Origin of the sequence: Marinobacter sp. (genome assembly GCF_035268745.1) — a bacterium.
Lineage (GTDB): Bacteria > Pseudomonadota > Gammaproteobacteria > Pseudomonadales > Oleiphilaceae > Marinobacter.
Window position 1 is genome coordinate 29472 of sequence record NZ_DATFKH010000080.1, and the last position, 18963, is coordinate 48434.

Below are 18963 nucleotides of genomic sequence, written 5' to 3' on the forward strand. Positions count from 1 at the left end.
ACGTCCGTTCTATTGACCTGAACGGTCGGCCACGTATGATCAGGTGCTTGATTGCCTCTCCATCCATTAATAAAGAACAAATTACGAGGTTGCGATGTCGCTACCGCTGGTTGTCTTACTGCCTTTTTTGTGTGCCCTGGCAGCACCGCTGTTTGCGCAAGGCGGACGCACGGCGAGCGCCATAGCGTCATCAGTTCCCGCCATCATCGGCCTGGCGGCCCTCTACCCACACTGGAAAATCCTTGCTGACGGCGGCATTGTCGAGACCAGCTACGCCTGGATACCTGCCCTCGGCCTGTCCTTCAGCTTCCGGCTTGACGGCCTGTCGATGTTATTCGCTTTGATGATCCTGATCATCGGGTTACTGATCATCCTGTACGCCCGCTATTACCTCAAGCCCTATGAAAACGTCGGTAAATTCTACGCTCTGCTGCTTTGCTTCAAGGGCTCCATGCTGGGCATTGTGCTGTCCGGCAACCTTTTGCTGATGCTGATATTCTGGGAACTGACAAGCCTGACCTCGTTTCTGCTCATCAGTTTCTGGAGCCATCAGCAGGATGCCCGAAGGGGTGCCCGCATGGCTCTGGCGATCACCGGCGGTGGCGGCCTTGCACTGCTGGCCGGCATTCTGCTGATCGGTAACATGATCGGCAGCTATGAACTGGCGGATGTCCTTGCCGCTGGTGACCTGATCAAGAACCACAGCATGTACCCGCTCGCGCTGACTCTGATTCTGCTGGGCGCGTTTACCAAGTCGGCGCAGTTCCCGTTCCATTTCTGGCTGCCCAATGCCATGCAGGCGCCGACCCCGGTGTCGGCCTATCTTCACTCGGCCACCATGGTAAAAGCCGGTATCTTCCTGATGGCGCGGCTCTACCCGGCTCTGGCGGGCACTGAGCAATGGTTTTACATGGTCAGCTTTACCGGCATGGTGACCCTGTTGCTCGGTGCCTATGTCGCCATGTTCAAACATGACCTGAAAGGACTTCTGGCCTACTCAACGGTCAGTCACCTGGGACTGATAACCCTGTTGCTGGGCATGGGCACCAAACTGGCGGCGATCGCGGGCGTATTCCATATCATCAACCACGCCACTTTCAAGGCCTCGCTGTTTATGGCGGCCGGCATAATTGATCATGAAACCGGCACCCGTGACATGCGCCGGCTTAACGGTCTCTGGCAATATATGCCTCACACGGCGACCCTGGCGATGGTGGCGGCGGCTTCAATGGCAGGCGTACCACTGCTGAATGGTTTTCTCAGCAAGGAAATGTTCTTTGCCGAGGCACTGGAACTGAACCTGCCCGGGCTCTGGGCCTACCTGCCACCGCTGATTGCAACCCTGGCCGGTATTTTTGCGGTGGCCTACTCGGCTCGTTTTATTCACGACGTCTTTTTCAACGGCAAGCCCAAGAATCTGCCCAATTTTCCACCCCATGAACCGCCGCGATACATGAAAATTCCGGTTGAAATTCTGGTTCTTGCCTGCCTTGTGGTGGGTATGTTCCCGGCGTTTTCTGTCGGGCCAATCCTGTTTGCTGCTGCTTCCGCAACGCTCGGCGGGGAGGTTCCGGAATACCATCTGACCATTGCCCACGGGTTCAATATGCCTTTGCTGATGAGCGTTCTTGCCTTTATTGGCGGGCTGATCATGTACAGCCAGCGTCAGCGGTTTTTCGACTTCCACGCACGATTTAAGGAAATTGATGCGAAGGCGGTTTTCCAAGCCGTCGTTAGCAGGGTCGGAGAAATTTCCGAACGCTTCACCGCAAGCCTCGAAAACGGCTCTTTGCAACGATACGTTGTTTTGCTTTTCCTGGCGGCTTTCGTGTTAGCTTTCATGCCACTCGCCAGCCTCGGCCTATCAATTGGCAGCAACGGTTTGAGTCCGATTGATTATCCATCAGCCCTGGGCGCCCTGGTTCTGATGGGTGCCGCCATTGGCACAGTGGTGACGCACAGACGGAGGCTGACCTCACTGATACTGCTGAGTGTTGTTGGCCTGCTCGTCGCCCTGGCGTTTGCTTCGTTCTCCGCGCCTGACCTGGCCCTGACGCAACTCTCTGTCGAAGTGGTCACTATCGTATTGCTGGTACTGTCACTGTTTTACCTGCCGGCCTGGACACCGACAGAAACGGCGTCCCTGGTTCGCTGGCGGGATGCCAGTATCGCTTTGATTGGCGGAGTCGGTATGACACTGGTCACTCTGGCACTGCTGACCCGTCCGTTTACCTCTATTTCCGAATTCTTTCTGGAAAACAGCAAGCCGGGCGGCGGCGGTACCAACGTGGTGAACGTCATCCTGGTCGATTTCCGTGGTTTCGATACGCTTGGCGAGATCACTGTTCTTGCCATTGCGGCGCTCGGCATTTACGCCATGATGAAGTACTCGAAACTGAAGCCGCCCGCAACCGACGGATTCGGCAACCCCTGGAGCCGGGACGCTCATCCGACCATGCTCATGCAGGTATCCCGCCCACTGCTACCGCTCGCCCTGATGGTTTCGGTGTTTATCTTCCTCCGCGGCCACAACATGCCGGGTGGTGGCTTTATTGCCGGACTGATCACGGCAGTCGCGCTGATTTCACAGTACATTGCCAGCGGTATCAACTGGAGCGAAAAGCGCGTGACAGTGCCCTACCAGATCGTGCTTGCGCTTGGCGTCGGCATAGCGACATTGACCGGCGTTGGCAGCTACGCCCTTGGTTATCCGTTCCTGACATCCTCGTTCACTTACGTAACGCTTCCCGTGGTTGGAAAATTTGAACTGGCGACCGCAATGATTTTTGATCTCGGCGTTTACCTGACCGTCGTGGGCGCGTCTCTGCTGGCCCTTACCAGTCTCAGCAAGCTTTCTGATTCGACATCCGGGGTATCGGACAGTCACGAAGCAAGAGGAATCTAACGTGGAACTCGTATTTGCACTGGTTATTGGCACACTCACAAGCACTGGTATCTACCTGCTGCTTCGCGCCAGAACATTTCCCGTTGTCGTTGGCCTGACATTGCTTTCCTACGGAGTGAATCTGTTTCTGTTCTCGACCGGTCGCTTGATGAGCGATGGGCAACCCATCATTGGCGACGCCGAGACATACAGTGACCCGCTGCCACAGGCTCTGGTGTTGACGGCCATTGTCATCGGCTTTGCAATGACGGCGTTTCTGGTGGCACTGGCATTGCGCAGCCATGCCGACACGGATGTGGATCACGTGGACGGGATAAAACAGCAGGAAACCGCAGACGAGCAAGTGGATAGAACGGAGAACAACCAATGACCAACTGGTTAACCGCGCCTATCCTCATTCCACTGCTTGGCGGCGTACTACAGATATTCATGTCCTATGCTCCCATGCAACTGCGCAGAACCCTGGCATTGATCACCACGATCCTTACTCTGGTTGCCGCTGTTGTGCTGCTGAACCTGGCAGACGACGGTAGCTACCGGATGTATGCTTTTGGAAACTGGCAACCCCCGTTCGGTATTGTACTGGTCCTTGACCGACTGGCGGCGCTCATGTTGACGGTTACCGCAATACTTGCCGTGTTCTGCCATATCTACGCCTTTCACAAGACAGATACCCAGGGGCCACACTTTCACACCCTGTTTCTGTTTCAGCTGACCGGGCTGAACATAGCGTTCCTGACTGGCGACCTGTTCAACCTCTTTGTCGCGTTTGAAGTACTGCTTATCGCATCCTACGGCTTGTTGCTGCACGGCGGGGGGACGGCGCGAACCGTGCCTGGCCTGCACTATGTGGTTCTGAACCTGGTTGGTTCTGCGTTGTTTCTGTTCAGCGTTGGCATGATCTACAGCGTGACCGGCACCCTGAACATGGCAGACCTGGCGTTAAAGGTGCCCAATCTGAGCAGTGAAGACCTCCCGCTGGTAAGAATCGGGGGCATGCTCCTGTTGGTGGTATTCGGCTTGAAAGCGGCCGTCCTGCCTCTGTGCTTCTGGTTACCCCGGGCTTACGCCAGCGCCACAGCGCCGGTCGCTGCGTTGTTCGCAGTGATGACGAAAGTTGGTATTTACGCCATTCTCCGGGTATACCCACTGATATTCGGCGATAATGCCGGCAGTCTGGCAAATCTTGGCATGGAGTGGCTATTCCCCGCGGGTTTGATCACCCTGATAGTGGCCGTGATGGGATTGCTCGGTTCCAGGACCCTGAGAGCGATGGTTGCCTGGCAGGTCATCATTTCTGTTGGCACCATGCTGGCAGCTATCGGTCTGAACACCTCTGCCGGAATTTCAGCGGCGCTGTTCTACCTGATCAACACGACCTGGGTCGTTGGTGGGCTTTTCCTATTGGCCGACCTGGTGTCCGACCAGCGCGGCTCTGCTGGCGACAAATTGGTAACGGCTCCGAAAATGCGTAACCGCGCCCTGTTGGGGACGCTGTTTCTGCTCGGAGCAGTGGCGGCAATCGGTTTGCCGCCACTGAGCGGTTTTTTTGCAAAACTGCTGATTCTTCAGGCCGCCGCGCCCGGTATTGAGATGACGCTGTTGTGGTCGGTGATCCTAATCGGCAGCTTCTTTAGCCTGATTGCCTACAGCCACGCTGGCAGTATCGTGTTCTGGCGAAACAGCGATGGACAGATTGACCCGGACGGTAAACTGACCGTGCCGGTAACGGCATCGGTGACTGCATTGCTGGCGCTGAGTATCGTGATTGTTGCGCTGGCACGACCAATTAGCCGTTACACTGACGATACCGCCGCCCAGCTAACCAACTCCGCAGGCTACACCAGGATCCTTGAAATGCCTGTTTTCACGGAGGGTACAAAATGAACGCACGCTTCGGCCTGCCCCATCCGCTGTTGAGCTTTACGCTTTTCCTGGTCTGGCTGATGTTGGCAGGGGCGTCGGCGGCTTTCATTGTAGTGGGACTGATACTGGCCTGGATCTTACCGCTTCTCACCCGGGAATTCTGGCCTGACAAACCAACGATACGGAAACCCTGGAAACTGGTGCCGTACGTATTGAAGGTGATTCTGGATATCGTTATTGCCAGCATCAGTGTCGCCCGACTGGTATTGAGTTTTCGACGTGAACCACAGCCCGCTTTCGTCTGTTACCACCTGACAATGACGCACCCGATGGGGATAACCATGCTGGCGAGCACCATTTCTTTGACTCCCGGCACGGTCAGTGCGGACGTCAGTGATGATCACAAGCTCCTGCTTATTCATGCTGTCGATGTAAGCGATGACCAGGACCTGATTGAGACCATCCACAATCGCTATGAGAAAGCCCTGATGGAGGTGTTTCAATGATTGCAATTGCGCTCAATATTACCATTGCCTTTATAGCCCTCGCTGTCGTACTGAACGTCTACCGGCTGGTAAGGGGCCCTGATGCACCAGACCGGGTATTGGCACTGGATACGCTTTACATCAATGCAATCGCACTGATTCTTTTACTGGATATCCAGCTGGGCACCCGTATTTATCTTGAAGCAGCCCTGTTGATCGCCGTCATGGGCTTTATCGGTACAGTCGCACTGGCAAAATATCTCAAACGTGGCAGCGTCATCGAGTGAGCTATCACTTGCATACTGTCAGATCATGCCGCGCCGAATGGAGGCAATATAAATGGCACTAGTGGCCGAAGTGGGCATCTCGATCCTGTTAGTCACCGGCGGTGTGTTTGCATTGGTGGGCGCCATAGGGCTCGCGCGCCTGCCAGACTTCTACACCCGTCTTCATGGCCCTACCAAGGCGACTACCATTGGCGTTGGAAGTATTGCCATGGCCTCCTTCCTGTACTTTTATGACACCAATACGAGTCACGACCTGCTGGAACTTCTGATCATGGTTTTTCTGTTTCTCACCGCGCCCATCAGTGCCAACTTCCTGGCCAAGGCTGCCATGCATTTAAAAGTCAAAATCACGAAAAATACCCGGGGCCACCCCTGGGACCAATAAGTCATCCGGTCCCAGGAGCCCGGAGACGGACAATGACCCGCCGACCGTCATATCAACCCTAACCAACTGCAACGCCGGAGAAATGTTGCCTTCAACAAAGCGCTCGGATAGTCTGGGAAAAATTTCTGCGCCGAAGAACCGGATTTTATCCAGCTAATGTAAACCGCCCTCAGCTGCGAAACGTTTTAACTTGGGTCTGAAAGGAGCACCCTTGCATGATGTTACTGGCCGTGTTGTCGGGTTTTTTGCTGGCGGTCGTTGTTCCTGCGGTTTACCGTTTGACGGGCCAGCACGTCGGCTGGGCACTTGCACTGCTGCCAGCTTTGCTGACCGCATACTTTGCCAGCCTGATTCCGGCGATCGGCGATGGTGAAATTATTCTGGTTGAAAACCAGTGGATGCCGGGCCTGGGGGTATCCCTCGATTTCATGATTGACGGCCTGTCCCTGGTTTTTGCTCTGCTGATCAGTGGTATCGGCACCTTCATCCTTATCTTTGCCGGCTCTTACCTCAAAGGGCACAAGGATCTCTCCCGCTTCTACGTCATCATGCTGTCGTTCATGGCATCAATGCTCGGGCTGGTGTTATCCGATAATCTCATAACCTTTTTCGTATTCTGGGAGCTCACCAGCATCACCTCCTACCTGTTGATCGGCTTCAACCATGAAGATGCCGAGGCGAGAAAGTGTGCCCTGCAGGGACTTTTCGTCACCGCAGGCGGCGGCCTGGTATTGATGGCCGGCCTGATCCTGCTGATCTTTATCACCGGCAGCTATTCATTTTCGGAAATCCTTGCTTCCGGTCTGGCAGTTGAAGAACACGGCTATTACCTCGCAGCCGTCATCTGTATCCTCATAGGCGCCTTTACCAAGTCAGCCCAGGTACCTTTCCATTTCTGGCTACCGAACGCCATGGCCGCGCCGACTCCGGTTTCGGCTTACCTGCATTCTGCAACCATGGTCAAGGCCGGCATCTATCTACTGGCACGCCTGAACCCGTCCATGGGGGAAGGCTTGCTATGGAGCTATGCCCTGATGATTCTTGGTGCGTCCACCATGCTCACCGGCGCATACCTGGCATTCAGCAGTACCGGCATCAAAAAAGTGCTGGCCTACTCCACCGTAATGGCACTGGGCACCCTCACCATGCTGATCGGCATTGGTACCGAACTGGCAATCACGGCTTTCATCTGTGTCCTGGTCGCCCATTCACTCTACAAGGGCGCGCTGTTTATGCTCGCCGGTGCGATGGACCATGAAACCGGTACCAAGGACATTACCAAAATGGGCGGACTCTGGCGCAGCATGCCAAAGACCGCAATGATTACCTGTCTGGCTGCACTTTCGCTGGCGGGGCTTCCGCCACTTTTCGGCTTCGTTGCCAAGGAATTGATGTTTGAGTCGCTGCTCAATGCTCCGTTGTTGTCATGGACCCTGTTAGCGGCAGCAGTCACTGCCTCCATTATGGTTGTCGCGGTGGCGGGCCTGGTGTCTATAAAGCCCTTCTTCGGGCCTGTTCGCGCCACCCCGAAACAGCCCCACGATGCCCCTTTTGCCATGCTGATTGGCCCCGCAGTATTGTCACTGATTGCCCTGGTCTTTGGCATGGTGCCGTTTCTTCCGGCAGGGTTCGTGCTGGATGCCGCAGTTTCGTCAGTCTATGGCAGTGGCGTACAGACCGCCCTTGCCCTCTGGCACGGAGTTAACGTCCCGTTGATGCTGTCTGGCGCCGGCCTGCTGGCAGGGTCGCTATTACTTGTGAGCTGGCAACAGCTGCAACCGAGGCTCTACGCCATCAACACGATTGCCAGTCGATTCGGGCCGGAGGCAGGATATTTCCGCATCATGCTGGGTATCACCCAGATAGCCAGCTGGCAGACACGACTGCTGCAGAACGGCGTTCTTGGTATCTATCTGCTCATCCTTGTTCTTGTGACCTTCAGTCTGACTGGCTACACCCTGCTTACCCGGCACGGTTTTCATCTGAGTTCTGATTTCAGCGACAGCTTTTTCTACGAATGGGTAATTGCACTCATGATTGTCGCCTCGACCGTTTTTGCCAGTGTGACCAAGTCCCGGCTGGGCTCCGTTGCTTCTGTGGGTGTTCTCGGTTTCGGGGTAGCCCTGATCTTCATCCATTTCAGCGCTCCGGATCTGGGCATAACCCAGCTGCTGGTTGAAACGCTGACCGTTATATTACTGGTTCTGGTGCTCTTCAAACTACCGCCATTCGTCAACCTCTCGTCGCCCTGGGAACGTTACCGGGATCTTGCAGTGGCAGTATTTGCAGGCGTGGTCATGACCCTGCTCATGCTTGCTGTACTGGATATTCAATACTTTGACAGTATTTCCAGTTACTACATTGAAAACAGTTATGGCCTGGCCTTCGGCAAAAACATAGTCAACGTGATTCTGGTGGATTTCCGGCAACTGGACACTCTGGGCGAGATTTTTGTTCTGGCCCTCGCCGCCATGGGGGTTTACTCCATGATCAAACTCAGGGCGGAGGACCAGCATAAATCATGAAGTCCAACACGCTTATTCTGCACACGGCAGCCCTGGCCATCATGCCGTTACAGCTGATGTTCTCGGTTTTCCTGCTCCTGCGCGGGCACGATGAGCCTGGCGGTGGCTTTATTGGTGGGCTGGTTGCGGCGAGCGCTTTCGTGCTTTATGCCTTCGCCTTTGGCGCTGAATCAACCCGCAGGATACTGCGGGTCAGTCCGCGAGATCTCCTGGCCGCCGGACTACTGTTAGGGCTTGCTTCCACCCTGCCTGCCTTGTGGTCCGGCCAGGCCATGCTTACCGCCCACTGGTGGGAATTGCCGCTGCCCGGCAACAACTATCTGAAGCTATCGACTGTGCTGATATTCGATATTGGCGTCTACCTCGCTGTTCTGGGGACGCTGATGACATTCGTTATCGGCCTGATGGAGTCGGAAGAATGACTCCAACACCATTTTTTGAACAGGGAGCGATTCAATGGCAACCATGATGGCTTACGTCGTCGGTCTTCTGTTTGCCGCCAGCATTTATATGATGCTGAGGCGATCTATTGTGAAGCTGGTTATCGGACTGATCATTCTGAGCAACGCAGCCAATCTCCTGATTTTCGTAGTCTCGGGTTTGACCCGGGGCGCACCACCGCTCATTCCAGAGGGGGCAAGCGGGGTCGTCAGCGCGGTGGCTGACCCTCTACCGCAGGCACTCATCCTCACCGCTATTGTCATCGCATTCAGCGTACTGGCCTTCGCCGTGGTTCTGATCCGGCGCGCATACGAGGTGGTTGGAACCGATGACCTGGACAAGATGAAGGATACGGATACTTGAACCTGGAACTTGTTCTTCCGATTCTGATACCGCTGACTGCCGGCGCATTATCGCTGGCGCTCTGGCGCTCTGTCCGCCTTCAGCGCCTTCTTGCTGTCCTCGCCACCGGCCTTTTGCTGGCAGCCGGAGTCTGGCTGCTGGCATCAACCACTGACCAAGGCTTCCTGGTAGTGGAAATGGGCAGTTGGCCCGCACCGTTCAGCATCGTACTTGTAGCGGATATCCTTGCCGCCATCATGATTGTGCTTACCGGCATTATCGGACTCGCCATTGCCGTGTATTCACTGGCGTCGACACCCAGCGGCCATGAAAAATTCGGCTATTACCCACTGATGCATCTGTTGCTTGCCGGCGTAGCTGGCGCTTTCCTTACCGGGGATATATTCAATCTGTTCGTCTGGTTCGAAGTGATGCTGCTGGCTTCGTTTGCACTTTTAACCCTGGGCGGCGAACGCGCGCAGATGGAAGGTGCAATCAAATATGTAACCCTGAACCTGTTTTCGTCGGCGATTTTCCTTTCTGCCGTGGGTTTGCTCTATGGCATGGTCGGCACCCTGAACATGGCGGACATCGCCCAGAAAGTAAACAGTGTTGACGATCCGGGGATGATCACTGTGGTGTCCATGCTGTTTATGGTGTCCTTCGGCATCAAGGCGGCGGCCTTCCCACTGTTTTTCTGGTTGCCTGCCTCTTATCACACACCACAGGTCGCGGTTTCGGCGCTGTTCGCGGGACTGCTTACCAAGGTCGGAGTGTATGCGCTTTACCGCGTGTTCACGCTGATTTTCACTCAGGATGTTGATTACACCCACAACATCCTGCTTTGGGGCGCCGCCCTTACCATGCTGACCGGGGTACTCGGGGCCGCGGCGCAGTTCGAGTTTCGCCGGATACTGTCATTCCATATTGTCAGCCAGATCGGCTACATGCTTCTGGGTCTGGCGCTGTTTACGCCTCTCGCTCTTATCGGCGGGGTGTTCTATATCATGCATCATATTATCGTGAAGACGAACCTGTTCCTGGTCAGCGGCATCACCTATCGTTTGCTCGGCAGTTATGAACTGAAAAATCTGGGTGGCATATATCGCCAGCGCCCGTATCTGGCGCTGCTGTTTCTGATCCCGGCGTTATCGCTCGCCGGTATTCCTCCTTTATCAGGCTTTTTTGCCAAGTTTATCGTTGTTCGCGCAAGCCTTGAATCCGGCGAGTATCTGGTCACAGCAATTGCCCTGCTGGTGGGGTTATTAACACTGTATTCGATGATCAAGATCTGGGCGGAGGTTTTCTGGAAAAAGGTTCCTGAGCATGTAACTGACCTGAGTATGCTCAACGGCAAAAACCAGGATAAACTCAGTTGGGCTTATTTTGTGCCTGTCGTCGGCCTGGCTACGTCTACGCTGATTATCGGTCTTTATGGTCAGCCTATTTACTTGCTCGCCGAGTTGGCAGCAGAACAGTTAATGAATCCGCAACTTTATATTAAAGCGGTTCTCGGAGGGCAGTCGACGTGATCGGTCTCTTCTGGAATTTGCTGCTGGCTCTGGCCTGGGTGGCCCTGAGTGGCAGCGTCACTGCGATGAATCTGCTGACCGGCTTTTTCTTTGGCTACATTGCCCTGATGGTGTTACAGAATCAGGTACCCGCTTTAAAAGGCTACTCCCGCAGAATCCCGCGCCTTATGGCTTTCCTGGTCTTTTTCCTCAAGGAGCTGGTGAAATCAAACTTGCGGGTTGCTTACGACGTCTCGACCCCGGTCTGGTACATGAAGCCTGGTGTGATCGCGTTTCCACTCACGGCGAGAACCGACATGGAGATTATGTTCCTCAGTAGTGTTATTTCCCTGACACCGGGCACGCTGAGCCTGGACGTGTCCGATGACCGGCGGGTACTGTTCATCCACGCGATGTTTCTTCAGGATGAAGAGCAGCTCAGAATCGACCTTCGGGAACTGGAACACCGTCTCCTGAAAATCATGCACTAAGGCGCCGCCATGCTTGATGTTGTCATTAATATCGTTTATTTCATGCTGTCGCTGGCTTTGCTTTTTGCGTTCATCCGGTTAACCCGCGGCCCTTCCCTGCCTGACCGGGTGGTTGCGCTGGAACTGATTGCCTCCGTCGTGGTGGGCTATGCCGGGGTACATGCCATTGATACCAGTGTATCGAGTCTGCTTGATGTCGCTATCGTTATAGCCCTGACGGCCTTTCTGGCGGCGATCGGGTTTGCCAGATTTGTAGAACGGGGAGATGTGAAGGATGAGTGAAATTTTCGTCTCTGTCCTGCTGCTTGCAGGAGCTTCGTTCATGATCCTTGCAGCCATTGGCATCCTGAGACTGCCTGACCTCCCCACCCGCATGCACGCCTCCACCAAGGCAGGCGCATTGGGCGCCATGTTGATTATGGGTGGAGTCGCCCTGCATTTTGCTGATAGCGCTGTCACCGCAAGGGCTGTGGCATTTATTGTGTTCATCCTTCTGACCGCACCAATTGCAGCTCATGTTATAGGCCGGGCCGGTTACTTCACCGGCATCAAGCTCTGGGAGGGAACGGTAAAAGACGAACTGCGTGAACGTTACGACCCCTATACCCATAAACTCAACAGCGGGCTTGAATCCAGTCCGGAGAGCATGATCCCGCCTAAAGCGCCTGACAGTTCCGAGCAATAGAATTGTCCCGGGAGATGCATGAAACTCACCGGTCAGATTTTCAGGAGCGGTCGATCTGTGGCAGATTGGTCTCTCTCCGCCAATAAATCCAACAAATGAGATAGAGGGACAACAATGGCCAACACGCGAATTCTGCCGCCGGCAGACAACGCCTACCAATACCCGCTTCTGATCAAGCAACTGCTGTTGTCGGCACCGCGCTATGCGCCGGATCAGGAGATCGTCTACGCCAACAAAAGCAAGTACACCTACACCGACCTGGTGGAACGCATCCAGCGCCTGGCCAATGCCCTGACCGACGCCGGCGTGAAACCGGGCGACACCGTCGCAGTCATGGACTGGGATACCCCGCGCTATCTGGAATGCTTTTTTGCAATTCCGATGATCGGAGCAGTGCTGCATACCGTCAACGTGCGCCTGTCACCGGAACAGATCGGGTATACCATCAACCACGCGGAAGATGATCTGATTCTGGTCCATGACGACTTTCTGCCGATTCTCGAAAGCATCAAGGACGAGATCAGAACTGTCCGCCGGTACATCCAGTTGACCGATGCACCGGAAGCCAGATCAACATCCCTCGAAAGCGCGGGTGAATACGAGGCCTTGCTTGCCAAAGCCGGCAAGCACTTCGATTTCCCGGATTTTGACGAAAACAGCATCGCCACGACCTTCTATACCACCGGCACCACCGGCAACCCGAAAGGCGTTTTTTTCAGCCATCGCCAACTGGTGCTGCACACCCTGGCAATGACCGGTTCCCTGTCGGCGTTTGACGAAATGCCCATGCTGCGGTCATCTTCCGTGTATATGCCGGTTACCCCCATGTTTCACGTTCATGCCTGGGGTGTGCCCTACGCAGCAACCCTGCTTGGCATCAAACAGGTCTATCCGGGCCGCTATGAACCGGAGCTGCTGGTAGATCTGGTGAAGGAGCACAAGGTCACCTTCTCGCACTGCGTACCAACCGTAATGCAGATGATGATGGCGACCGAGTCGATCAAGACCGCCGACCTGAGTAACTGGCACGTGCTGATCGGCGGCAGCGCCCTCACCCGTGGCCTCTGCGATGCAGGAGCCAGACTGGGCATCCGGATGTATACCGGCTACGGTATGTCCGAGACCTGCCCGCTGCTGTCTGCCACCCATATCAGACCGGAAGATCTTGAGCTGCCGCTGGTTCAGCAAACCTCCAGACGCATCAAGACCGGCGTGGCGGTACCCATGGTTCAGATTGACATCGTCGACCCCAAGGGAAATCCGGTACCCCATGACGGCGACGCCAAGGGCGAAGTGGTTGCCCGCGCGCCCTGGCTGACCCAGAACTATTTCAAGGAGCCGGAAAAAGGCGAAGAACTCTGGCAGGGGGGCTGGCTGCATACCGGCGACGTGGCCAGTATGGAACCCGACAGTACCCTGGTGATCAAGGACCGTATCAAGGACGTGATTAAAACCGGTGGTGAGTGGCTGTCGTCGCTGGATCTGGAAAACCTGATCAGCCAGCATCCAGCGGTTGCCGCCGCCGCAGTGGTTGGCATCCCCGACGACAAATGGGGCGAACGCCCTCACGCGCTGGTTGTCCTGAAACCGGGCGAAGAAGTCACGCAGGAGCAGCTGCAGGATCACCTCAGGCAGTTTGTCGATTCCGGCGAGATCAATAAATGGGCCATTCCCGCCCAGATTGATTTTGTCGACGACATCCCGAAGACCAGTGTTGGCAAGATCAACAAGAAGCTGATCCGGGATCAGCTTGAAGGTTACTAATCCTTGCGTAAGTAAGCGCACAGGCCGGCGAAGGCGAAATCCACCTCCGGCCTGTGGCCCGCAATGATATCGGACAGCGCGGCCGCTGAGCCACAGGAATGGGTCCAGCCCAGCGTGCCGTGACCGGTATTCAGAAACAGATTCCCGATTCTGCTCCTGCCCACACAGGGCACGTTGGAAGGCGTGGCAGGCCGTAATCCCGTCCAGAACTCGGCCTGATCCCAGTGGGCCGCATCAGGCATGAGCTCGGCGGTGCGGCGAACAATGGCGCGGCACCGGGTCAGATTGAGTTGGCGACTGTAGCCGTTCAGTTCCGCCGTGCCTGCCACCCGCAGCCGATTTCCCAACCTCGAGAATACCAGTTTGTACTCGTCGTCGGTCAGGCTGACGCTGAATGCAGCCTGCTCGTTTTTGACGGGCACGGTAATGGAATAGCCTTTCGCCGGATAAATGTTAAGAGACAGGCCGATTTTCCTGGCCAGAGGCGCACTGTAGCTGCCCAGACTGAGGACATAATTGTCCGCTCTCAGGGTCTGATGCTGGCCGTCGTGAATAACGTTTACCCCCAGAATACGGCCCGATGCTTTGTCAAACCCGACCACTTCGGTGCCGTAAAGGAATTGCACCCCTGCTGCTTCCGCCCGCTTCGCCAGCGCCTGGGTGAATTTGCGGGCATCACCGGACTCGTCCTCGCTGGTATAGGTGGCACCGGCGATGCGATGCTGAATGGGCTTCAGCGCCGGCTCCAGCTCTACCGCCCGGCGGGCGTCGATTACCTGCCGGTCGCAGCCCAGGTCACGCATGATTTGCGCAGGTCTCTGGGCGGCGTCGAATTCTTTCTGGCTGGTATAGAAATGAAGAATGCCCTTTTCAAGCTGGTCATATTCCAGCTCTGCCTCCTGACGCAGGGCCTGTAAACAGGTGCGGCTATAGGTGCCAAGGTTCACCATCTGGCGAATGTTCCAGGCGGCGCGTGTGGCCGTACACTCTCTGAGAAAGGACAGTGCCCAGCGCCACTGGGCCGGGTCCAGGCGTGGCCGGAATAACAGCGGGGCATCCGCTTGTGCCATCCATTTAAGGACCTTTAGCGGTGCCGACGGGTTAGCCCAGGGTTCGGCATGGGAAACCGAGACCTGCCCACCATTGGCATAGCTGGTTTCCGTACCCGCTTTGCGCTGACGGTCAACGACCGTAACGTCATACCCTTTCCGGCGCAGATACCAGGCCGATGTAACACCGACAACGCCTGCCCCGAGCACCATGACATGCATTCATTACCTCCTCGATTCGGCGCTTCAGCCACCGGCACGTTTTACCGTCCAGCCTTTTGCCTGCAGCAAAGCAACCAGGGTATCGCGATGATCGCCCTGAATCTCGACCACCCCGTCCTTTACCGTGCCGCCGGTACCGCAACTGGCCTTGAGCAATTTCGCATAGGCCTTGAGTTCGGGTCCGGCCAGCGGAATGCCCTTGATCAGGGTCACCCCTTTGCCCTTGCGGCCCTTGGTTTCACGACTGACCCTGACCACACCGTCCCCGGCAGGCACCCGGGCCTCATCACAGTGGCAGTCTGCCAGCGGCTCACGGCAGTCAGGGCACATACGTCCCTGTTCGGTGGAAAATACCAGGCCGCCGTCAGAGTTTTTCTTCATGGCGTCAAGCCCCCGGCGGATATTCTTCAAACATGTCGGTCACAATCCGGTCTATCAGCTTCTGTCGTGATTCAGCTGACTGACTTTCTTCCAGATAACGCCGACTGGCCGCGCGCCAGACCACCTGCCTGGTTTGTGAATCGACCAGTTCGACAACCAGTTTGCCTTCTTCCACTTTCTCAATGGGTGGCTGCGTGGCGATGCCCCAGCCAAAATTACCGCTGCCGAAGCCCAGGCCAAAACCGAATCCTGCGCCAACACGCTCAAGGCGCTCTTCGGTCACGATCTGCCAGGCAACCAGCAGGTCCGCCTCCTCGGCGGGGACCTGTTGCAGATTTTCATGCTCCATTTCGCGTTCTATCGCTTTACGGATACGACTTCCATCCAGCGAGACATAACCTTCACTGCCGTCTCTGGCCGGCACAAAATTCCAGGATTCGTAAGTGCTGAAAACCGCACCGGAGTCGTAGTCGGTTATTACATTACTTGCGCAGCCCGTGATCGCCAGCGCGAACACGGAAATCAGTACTGACCTGATCATTGCTCAACTTCTCCCCGTTGTGGTTTTGTAAGGACTTCCAGCCCCCGCGAATTGCAGAACGCCGTCAGTTCGTCACAATCTTCGACCGTGAGTTCCACCGTCGCCGTTACTGCGATACCGTATTCTATATCCAGAATCGCGCCATCGTGGCTTTCGCACCAGTGGCGTAACGGCTGTTCGTCGGCAAACCCCATAATGACATACACGATTTCCAGCGGCTTTCGTATCACTCGCTCCACATCCGCAAGTACACTTTCTGCAGCACCGGCATAGGCGCGGACAAGCCCGCCGGCGCCCAGCTTGACACCGCCGAAGTAGCGGACGACCATCACCAGCACGTCCCCCATATCCTTATGCTGGATAACGCCGAGTATTGGCCTGCCTGCTGTGCCTGAAGGTTCACCATCATCATTCATGGCCGCTTCTGCTGCGGCGCCGGGACGCCCTAGCTGATAGGCCCAGCAGATATGGCGGGCATCCGGATGGTCGTGATGAGCCCGCTCAAGCCACTCTTTCACCTGGTTCCGGGAGCCGACAGGCGCCACACTAGCGATAAAGCGGCTCTTTTTTACTTCCGTTTCCCGCTCAAGGTATCCGGCAGGAACAGGATAATCTTTCATCATATTGTAAACCGGTGATCAACCTGCCTGTTCTCGCGTATGGTATCGAAACACCAAGGAGCTAGATTAACAATGCCCGATCGGAGCCTGCCAGAGTTGACCATCACCACCTGCGATTCGATTGCAGACATTGGCCGCGAGCAATGGCAAGCGATGGCTGGCACAGCTAACCCATTCCTGCGTTATGAGTTTTTCGCTGCCCTTGAACAATCCGGCTGCACCACCGCAGCGACAGGCTGGCAGCCCCAGCATCTGGTTTTCAGATCCGGCGACGTCGTGGTCGGCGTGGCACCTGCCTATCTGAAAACCCATTCCATGGGCGAGTACGTTTTTGATTTCGCCTGGGCCGAAGCCTACCAGCGCCACGGCCTGCCTTATTATCCGAAACTGCTGATAGCGATCCCGTTCACTCCTTCCCGGGGGCCAAGACTGTTGCTCCAGCCCGCAGCAAGAGCACACCTCAGGACTGGCGACATGCCGGCCCTGCTGGATTCGCTGATTGCCGACCTGGGCGTGCAGTCCTGGCACCTGTTATTCCCGGATGTCGGCGATCAGTCCCTGCTTCATCAGAACGGCGAACTGCATCGGCTCGGCTGTCAGTTCCACTGGCACAACAACAACTATGCCAGCTTCGAAGACTTCCTGGCCATGCTTACTTCCCGCAAACGCAAGTCGATCCGCAAGGAGCGCCGACAGGTAGCAGACCAGGGCATTACCTTTACCCGCTATCATGGCCGCGATATTTCAGATCAGGTGCTGTCGGCATTTTATGTCTTCTATCAGGCCACCTACCTGAAACGCGGACAACGGCCCTACCTCAACAAGGCCTTTTTCGAGCAGATCCGGGAAAGGCTGCCAGAGCATTTAACGCTGGTTATGGCATCCGATGCCGGCAGGATGATCGCCGGCGCCCTTTTCATGTCGGGGCAGGATACACTCTACGGTCGTTACTGGGGCTGTCTGGACGAATATAACTTTCTGCACTTTGAAACCTGTTACTACCAGGGCATTGAGCTGGCTATCCAGCAGGCATTGGCACGATTCGATGCCGGCGCCCAGGGAGAACATAAACTGGTTCGGGGGTTTGAGCCGGTCATTACCCATTCCTGGCACGGCATTGCTCACCCGGGCTTTCAGGAGGCCATTGCCAGGTTTACCGAAGACGAGGCAGACCATGTCATGGCCTATGCCCGGGATGCTCTGGAAGCACTGCCTTTCAGGCAGGTATAGCCGGCTCAGCCGCAGCCCCGGCCAGCTTCACGCTTTTGTGATCTTCTCCAGAGTTTCCCGCTGCAGTGTCTTCAGGAAGTCACTGATCACAACCGGGCTTTCCGTCACAGGCTCAAGCGAAAGAAATCCTTCCCCCAGGGCATCGATATTCTTTGCAGCCGCTTCGACCTGGTCATCCAGTGGCGGAATCGCCCCCTCGATGATCCGGCCCTGCCGCATTACCGGCTTCAGCAGGGGCTCACCGTCATGGACTTCATCACGGCCAGCAACAATATCCTGCATGATACGGCCATCCGCCCCGAGTTGACGGAAAATCTGCTTACGCCCAGGGAAGGACTGCTTGCCCGGGGAGTTTTTCATTCTGGGTAGACCAGCGTATTCGGTTAGCTTGAAGGCCAGTTCCAGCGCCGGTTCATCTTTCGATGAAGCGATCGCCGTACCAACACCAAATCCGTCGATCGGGGCGCCTGAGCCGACGAGATCGGCAATTTTGTATTCGTCCAGGCCTCCGCTGGCCATTATTTTTACGTCCGTAAATCCTGCTTCGTCCAGCAGGCGCCTGCATTCAAAAGCCTCTGCGCCCAGGTCTCCGGAGTCAAGCCGGATGCCCCCGATATGGACGTCGGTGTCCTCCTTCAACCATTTTGTGATTGCCCTGACCGCCTGCAGCGTATCGTAGGTATCGACCAGCAACGTGGTTCCCGGGTAAAGCCGCGCGTAGGTTTTGAAGGCGTCCATTTCGCTTTCACAGGCCTGCACAAAACTGTGGGCCATGGTGCCGCTCACCGGCATATTGAAATCCAGACCTGCCAGAACGTTGCTGGTTCCGGCCAGGCCGGCCAGGCGGTAGGCGCGAACACCGCGATAGGCGGCATCCACGCCGTGAGTGCGCCGCATTCCGAAGTCGACAACCGCCTTTTCGCCGGCTGCGAAGCGGACACGCACCGCCTTTGAGGCCAGAACCGACTCCAGATGCACATAGTTCATCACCAGGCTTTCCAGCAACTGCACCTCGGCGATTGGCCCCTCAATTTCCAGCAGAGGCTCCTGCGGGAACAGCGGAGTGCCCTCGTCAACGGCATGGACGGAACCGCTGAAACGAAAATTTCGCAGCCATTCCAGAAACCCGGGCTGAAACCGGTTCAGGGATTCCAGGCTTTCGATGTGCTCGTCGGTAAAGGCCAGTCGCTCTATGACCCGCGCCACACTCTGCTGGGCACAGGCCAGAACAAA

Annotated in this window: 20 protein-coding genes; 15 read left to right on the top strand and 5 right to left on the bottom strand. The window is 56.0% G+C overall.

Annotation, left to right across the window (positions count from 1 at the left end):
- The first annotated feature begins 94 nt into the window (after window positions 1-94).
- The 14 genes from VJ956_RS07020 (at window position 95) to VJ956_RS07085 (ending at window position 13687) form a co-directional block, all read left to right on the top strand.
- Entirely contained in the window at window positions 95-2905 is a 2811-nt protein-coding gene (locus VJ956_RS07020; RefSeq protein WP_324083165.1) for a monovalent cation/H+ antiporter subunit A, read from the top strand.
- Window position 2906: 1 nt separating this feature from the next.
- Entirely contained in the window at window positions 2907-3275 is a 369-nt protein-coding gene (locus VJ956_RS07025) for a Na+/H+ antiporter subunit C (protein WP_324083167.1), read from the top strand.
- Entirely contained in the window at window positions 3272-4792 is a 1521-nt protein-coding gene (locus VJ956_RS07030; RefSeq protein ID WP_324083169.1) for a monovalent cation/H+ antiporter subunit D, read from the top strand. Before VJ956_RS07025 ends, VJ956_RS07030 begins: the two co-directional genes overlap by 4 nt.
- Window positions 4789-5277: a Na+/H+ antiporter subunit E gene (locus VJ956_RS07035; protein WP_324083171.1), complete on the top strand. Its 489-nt coding sequence runs from the start codon at window positions 4789-4791 to the stop codon at window positions 5275-5277. Before VJ956_RS07030 ends, VJ956_RS07035 begins: the two co-directional genes overlap by 4 nt.
- Window positions 5274-5543 carry a K+/H+ antiporter subunit F gene (locus tag VJ956_RS07040; protein ID WP_324083172.1) on the top strand — a complete coding sequence of 90 codons (270 nt, stop codon included), beginning with the start codon at window positions 5274-5276 and terminating at the stop codon, window positions 5541-5543. Before VJ956_RS07035 ends, VJ956_RS07040 begins: the two co-directional genes overlap by 4 nt.
- Before the next feature lie 52 nt (window positions 5544-5595).
- On the top strand, window positions 5596-5928 hold the full coding sequence (locus VJ956_RS07045; protein WP_324083175.1) for a Na+/H+ antiporter subunit G: 333 nt from the start codon (window positions 5596-5598) through the stop codon (window positions 5926-5928).
- A gap of 215 nt (window positions 5929-6143) precedes the next feature.
- The gene (locus tag VJ956_RS07050) at window positions 6144-8453 is read left to right on the top strand and encodes a putative monovalent cation/H+ antiporter subunit A (RefSeq protein ID WP_324083177.1); all 2310 of its coding nucleotides are present in this window, start codon (window positions 6144-6146) and stop codon (window positions 8451-8453) included.
- A complete protein-coding gene (locus tag VJ956_RS07055) occupies window positions 8450-8875 on the top strand; it encodes a Na+/H+ antiporter subunit B (protein ID WP_324083178.1) in 426 nt (141 codons plus the stop codon). Before VJ956_RS07050 ends, VJ956_RS07055 begins: the two co-directional genes overlap by 4 nt.
- Window positions 8876-8909: 34 nt before the next feature.
- On the top strand, window positions 8910-9257 hold the full coding sequence (locus VJ956_RS07060; protein WP_324083180.1) for a Na+/H+ antiporter subunit C: 348 nt from the start codon (window positions 8910-8912) through the stop codon (window positions 9255-9257).
- Window positions 9254-10768: a Na+/H+ antiporter subunit D gene (locus VJ956_RS07065; RefSeq protein WP_324083183.1), complete on the top strand. Its 1515-nt coding sequence runs from the start codon at window positions 9254-9256 to the stop codon at window positions 10766-10768. Before VJ956_RS07060 ends, VJ956_RS07065 begins: the two co-directional genes overlap by 4 nt.
- The gene (locus tag VJ956_RS07070; RefSeq protein WP_324083185.1) at window positions 10765-11238 is read left to right on the top strand and encodes a Na+/H+ antiporter subunit E; all 474 of its coding nucleotides are present in this window, start codon (window positions 10765-10767) and stop codon (window positions 11236-11238) included. Before VJ956_RS07065 ends, VJ956_RS07070 begins: the two co-directional genes overlap by 4 nt.
- A 9-nt stretch (window positions 11239-11247) precedes the next feature.
- Window positions 11248-11520: a monovalent cation/H+ antiporter complex subunit F gene (locus VJ956_RS07075; protein WP_324083186.1), complete on the top strand. Its 273-nt coding sequence runs from the start codon at window positions 11248-11250 to the stop codon at window positions 11518-11520.
- A complete protein-coding gene (gene mnhG, locus VJ956_RS07080) occupies window positions 11513-11923 on the top strand; it encodes a monovalent cation/H(+) antiporter subunit G (protein ID WP_324083188.1) in 411 nt (136 codons plus the stop codon). Before VJ956_RS07075 ends, mnhG begins: the two co-directional genes overlap by 8 nt.
- Window positions 11924-12037: 114 nt before the next feature.
- A complete protein-coding gene (locus tag VJ956_RS07085) occupies window positions 12038-13687 on the top strand; it encodes a fatty acid--CoA ligase (RefSeq protein ID WP_324083190.1) in 1650 nt (549 codons plus the stop codon).
- Here VJ956_RS07085 and VJ956_RS07090 read toward each other — a convergent pair.
- From VJ956_RS07090 to VJ956_RS07105, 4 genes are read right to left on the bottom strand one after another with little or no spacing between them, the layout of a single operon-like run.
- Window positions 13684-14958, bottom strand: coding sequence for a D-amino acid dehydrogenase (locus tag VJ956_RS07090; protein ID WP_324083192.1), 1275 nt, complete (start codon window positions 14956-14958; stop codon window positions 13684-13686). The two genes, VJ956_RS07085 and VJ956_RS07090, sit on opposite strands and share 4 nt — an antisense overlap.
- Before the next feature lie 24 nt (window positions 14959-14982).
- Window positions 14983-15339, bottom strand: a complete 357-nt coding sequence (locus tag VJ956_RS07095; protein ID WP_324083194.1) for a translation initiation factor Sui1 — start codon at window positions 15337-15339, stop codon at window positions 14983-14985.
- 4 nt (window positions 15340-15343) lie between these two features.
- The gene (locus VJ956_RS07100; protein ID WP_324083196.1) at window positions 15344-15880 is read right to left on the bottom strand and encodes a DUF4136 domain-containing protein; all 537 of its coding nucleotides are present in this window, start codon (window positions 15878-15880) and stop codon (window positions 15344-15346) included.
- Window positions 15877-16503, bottom strand: coding sequence for a YigZ family protein (locus VJ956_RS07105; RefSeq protein ID WP_324083198.1), 627 nt, complete (start codon window positions 16501-16503; stop codon window positions 15877-15879). The genes VJ956_RS07100 and VJ956_RS07105 overlap by 4 nt, the downstream gene beginning before the upstream one ends.
- Window positions 16504-16572: 69 nt before the next feature.
- Here VJ956_RS07105 and VJ956_RS07110 point away from each other — a divergent pair, with 69 nt between their 5' ends.
- Window positions 16573-17730 carry a GNAT family N-acetyltransferase gene (locus VJ956_RS07110; protein WP_324083201.1) on the top strand — a complete coding sequence of 386 codons (1158 nt, stop codon included), beginning with the start codon at window positions 16573-16575 and terminating at the stop codon, window positions 17728-17730.
- Between the two features lie 27 nt (window positions 17731-17757).
- On the opposite strand, the gene VJ956_RS07115 is transcribed toward VJ956_RS07110, so the two are convergent.
- Window positions 17758-18963: nicotinate phosphoribosyltransferase (locus VJ956_RS07115; protein ID WP_324083203.1), on the bottom strand; the 1206-nt coding region annotated here is incomplete at its 5' end.

Excerpts from the sequence above, each read along its gene's own strand:
- VJ956_RS07020 (WP_324083165.1), top strand. The coding sequence starts at position 95 with ATGTCGCTACCGCTGGTTGTCTTACTGCCTTTTTTGTGTGCCCTGGCA.
- VJ956_RS07030 (WP_324083169.1), top strand. The coding sequence starts at position 3,272 with ATGACCAACTGGTTAACCGCGCCTATCCTCATTCCACTGCTTGGCGGC.
- VJ956_RS07035 (WP_324083171.1), top strand. The coding sequence starts at position 4,789 with ATGAACGCACGCTTCGGCCTGCCCCATCCGCTGTTGAGCTTTACGCTT.
- VJ956_RS07040 (WP_324083172.1), top strand. The coding sequence starts at position 5,274 with ATGATTGCAATTGCGCTCAATATTACCATTGCCTTTATAGCCCTCGCT.
- VJ956_RS07045 (WP_324083175.1), top strand. The coding sequence starts at position 5,596 with ATGGCACTAGTGGCCGAAGTGGGCATCTCGATCCTGTTAGTCACCGGC.
- VJ956_RS07050 (WP_324083177.1), top strand. The coding sequence starts at position 6,144 with ATGATGTTACTGGCCGTGTTGTCGGGTTTTTTGCTGGCGGTCGTTGTT.
- VJ956_RS07055 (WP_324083178.1), top strand. The coding sequence starts at position 8,450 with ATGAAGTCCAACACGCTTATTCTGCACACGGCAGCCCTGGCCATCATG.
- VJ956_RS07060 (WP_324083180.1), top strand. The coding sequence starts at position 8,910 with ATGGCAACCATGATGGCTTACGTCGTCGGTCTTCTGTTTGCCGCCAGC.
- VJ956_RS07075 (WP_324083186.1), top strand. The coding sequence starts at position 11,248 with ATGCTTGATGTTGTCATTAATATCGTTTATTTCATGCTGTCGCTGGCT.
- mnhG (WP_324083188.1), top strand. The coding sequence starts at position 11,513 with ATGAGTGAAATTTTCGTCTCTGTCCTGCTGCTTGCAGGAGCTTCGTTC.
- VJ956_RS07085 (WP_324083190.1), top strand. The coding sequence starts at position 12,038 with ATGGCCAACACGCGAATTCTGCCGCCGGCAGACAACGCCTACCAATAC.
- VJ956_RS07090 (WP_324083192.1), bottom strand. The coding sequence starts at position 14,958 with ATGCATGTCATGGTGCTCGGGGCAGGCGTTGTCGGTGTTACATCGGCC.
- VJ956_RS07095 (WP_324083194.1), bottom strand. The coding sequence starts at position 15,339 with ATGAAGAAAAACTCTGACGGCGGCCTGGTATTTTCCACCGAACAGGGA.
- VJ956_RS07100 (WP_324083196.1), bottom strand. The coding sequence starts at position 15,880 with ATGATCAGGTCAGTACTGATTTCCGTGTTCGCGCTGGCGATCACGGGC.
- VJ956_RS07105 (WP_324083198.1), bottom strand. The coding sequence starts at position 16,503 with ATGATGAAAGATTATCCTGTTCCTGCCGGATACCTTGAGCGGGAAACG.
- VJ956_RS07110 (WP_324083201.1), top strand. The coding sequence starts at position 16,573 with ATGCCCGATCGGAGCCTGCCAGAGTTGACCATCACCACCTGCGATTCG.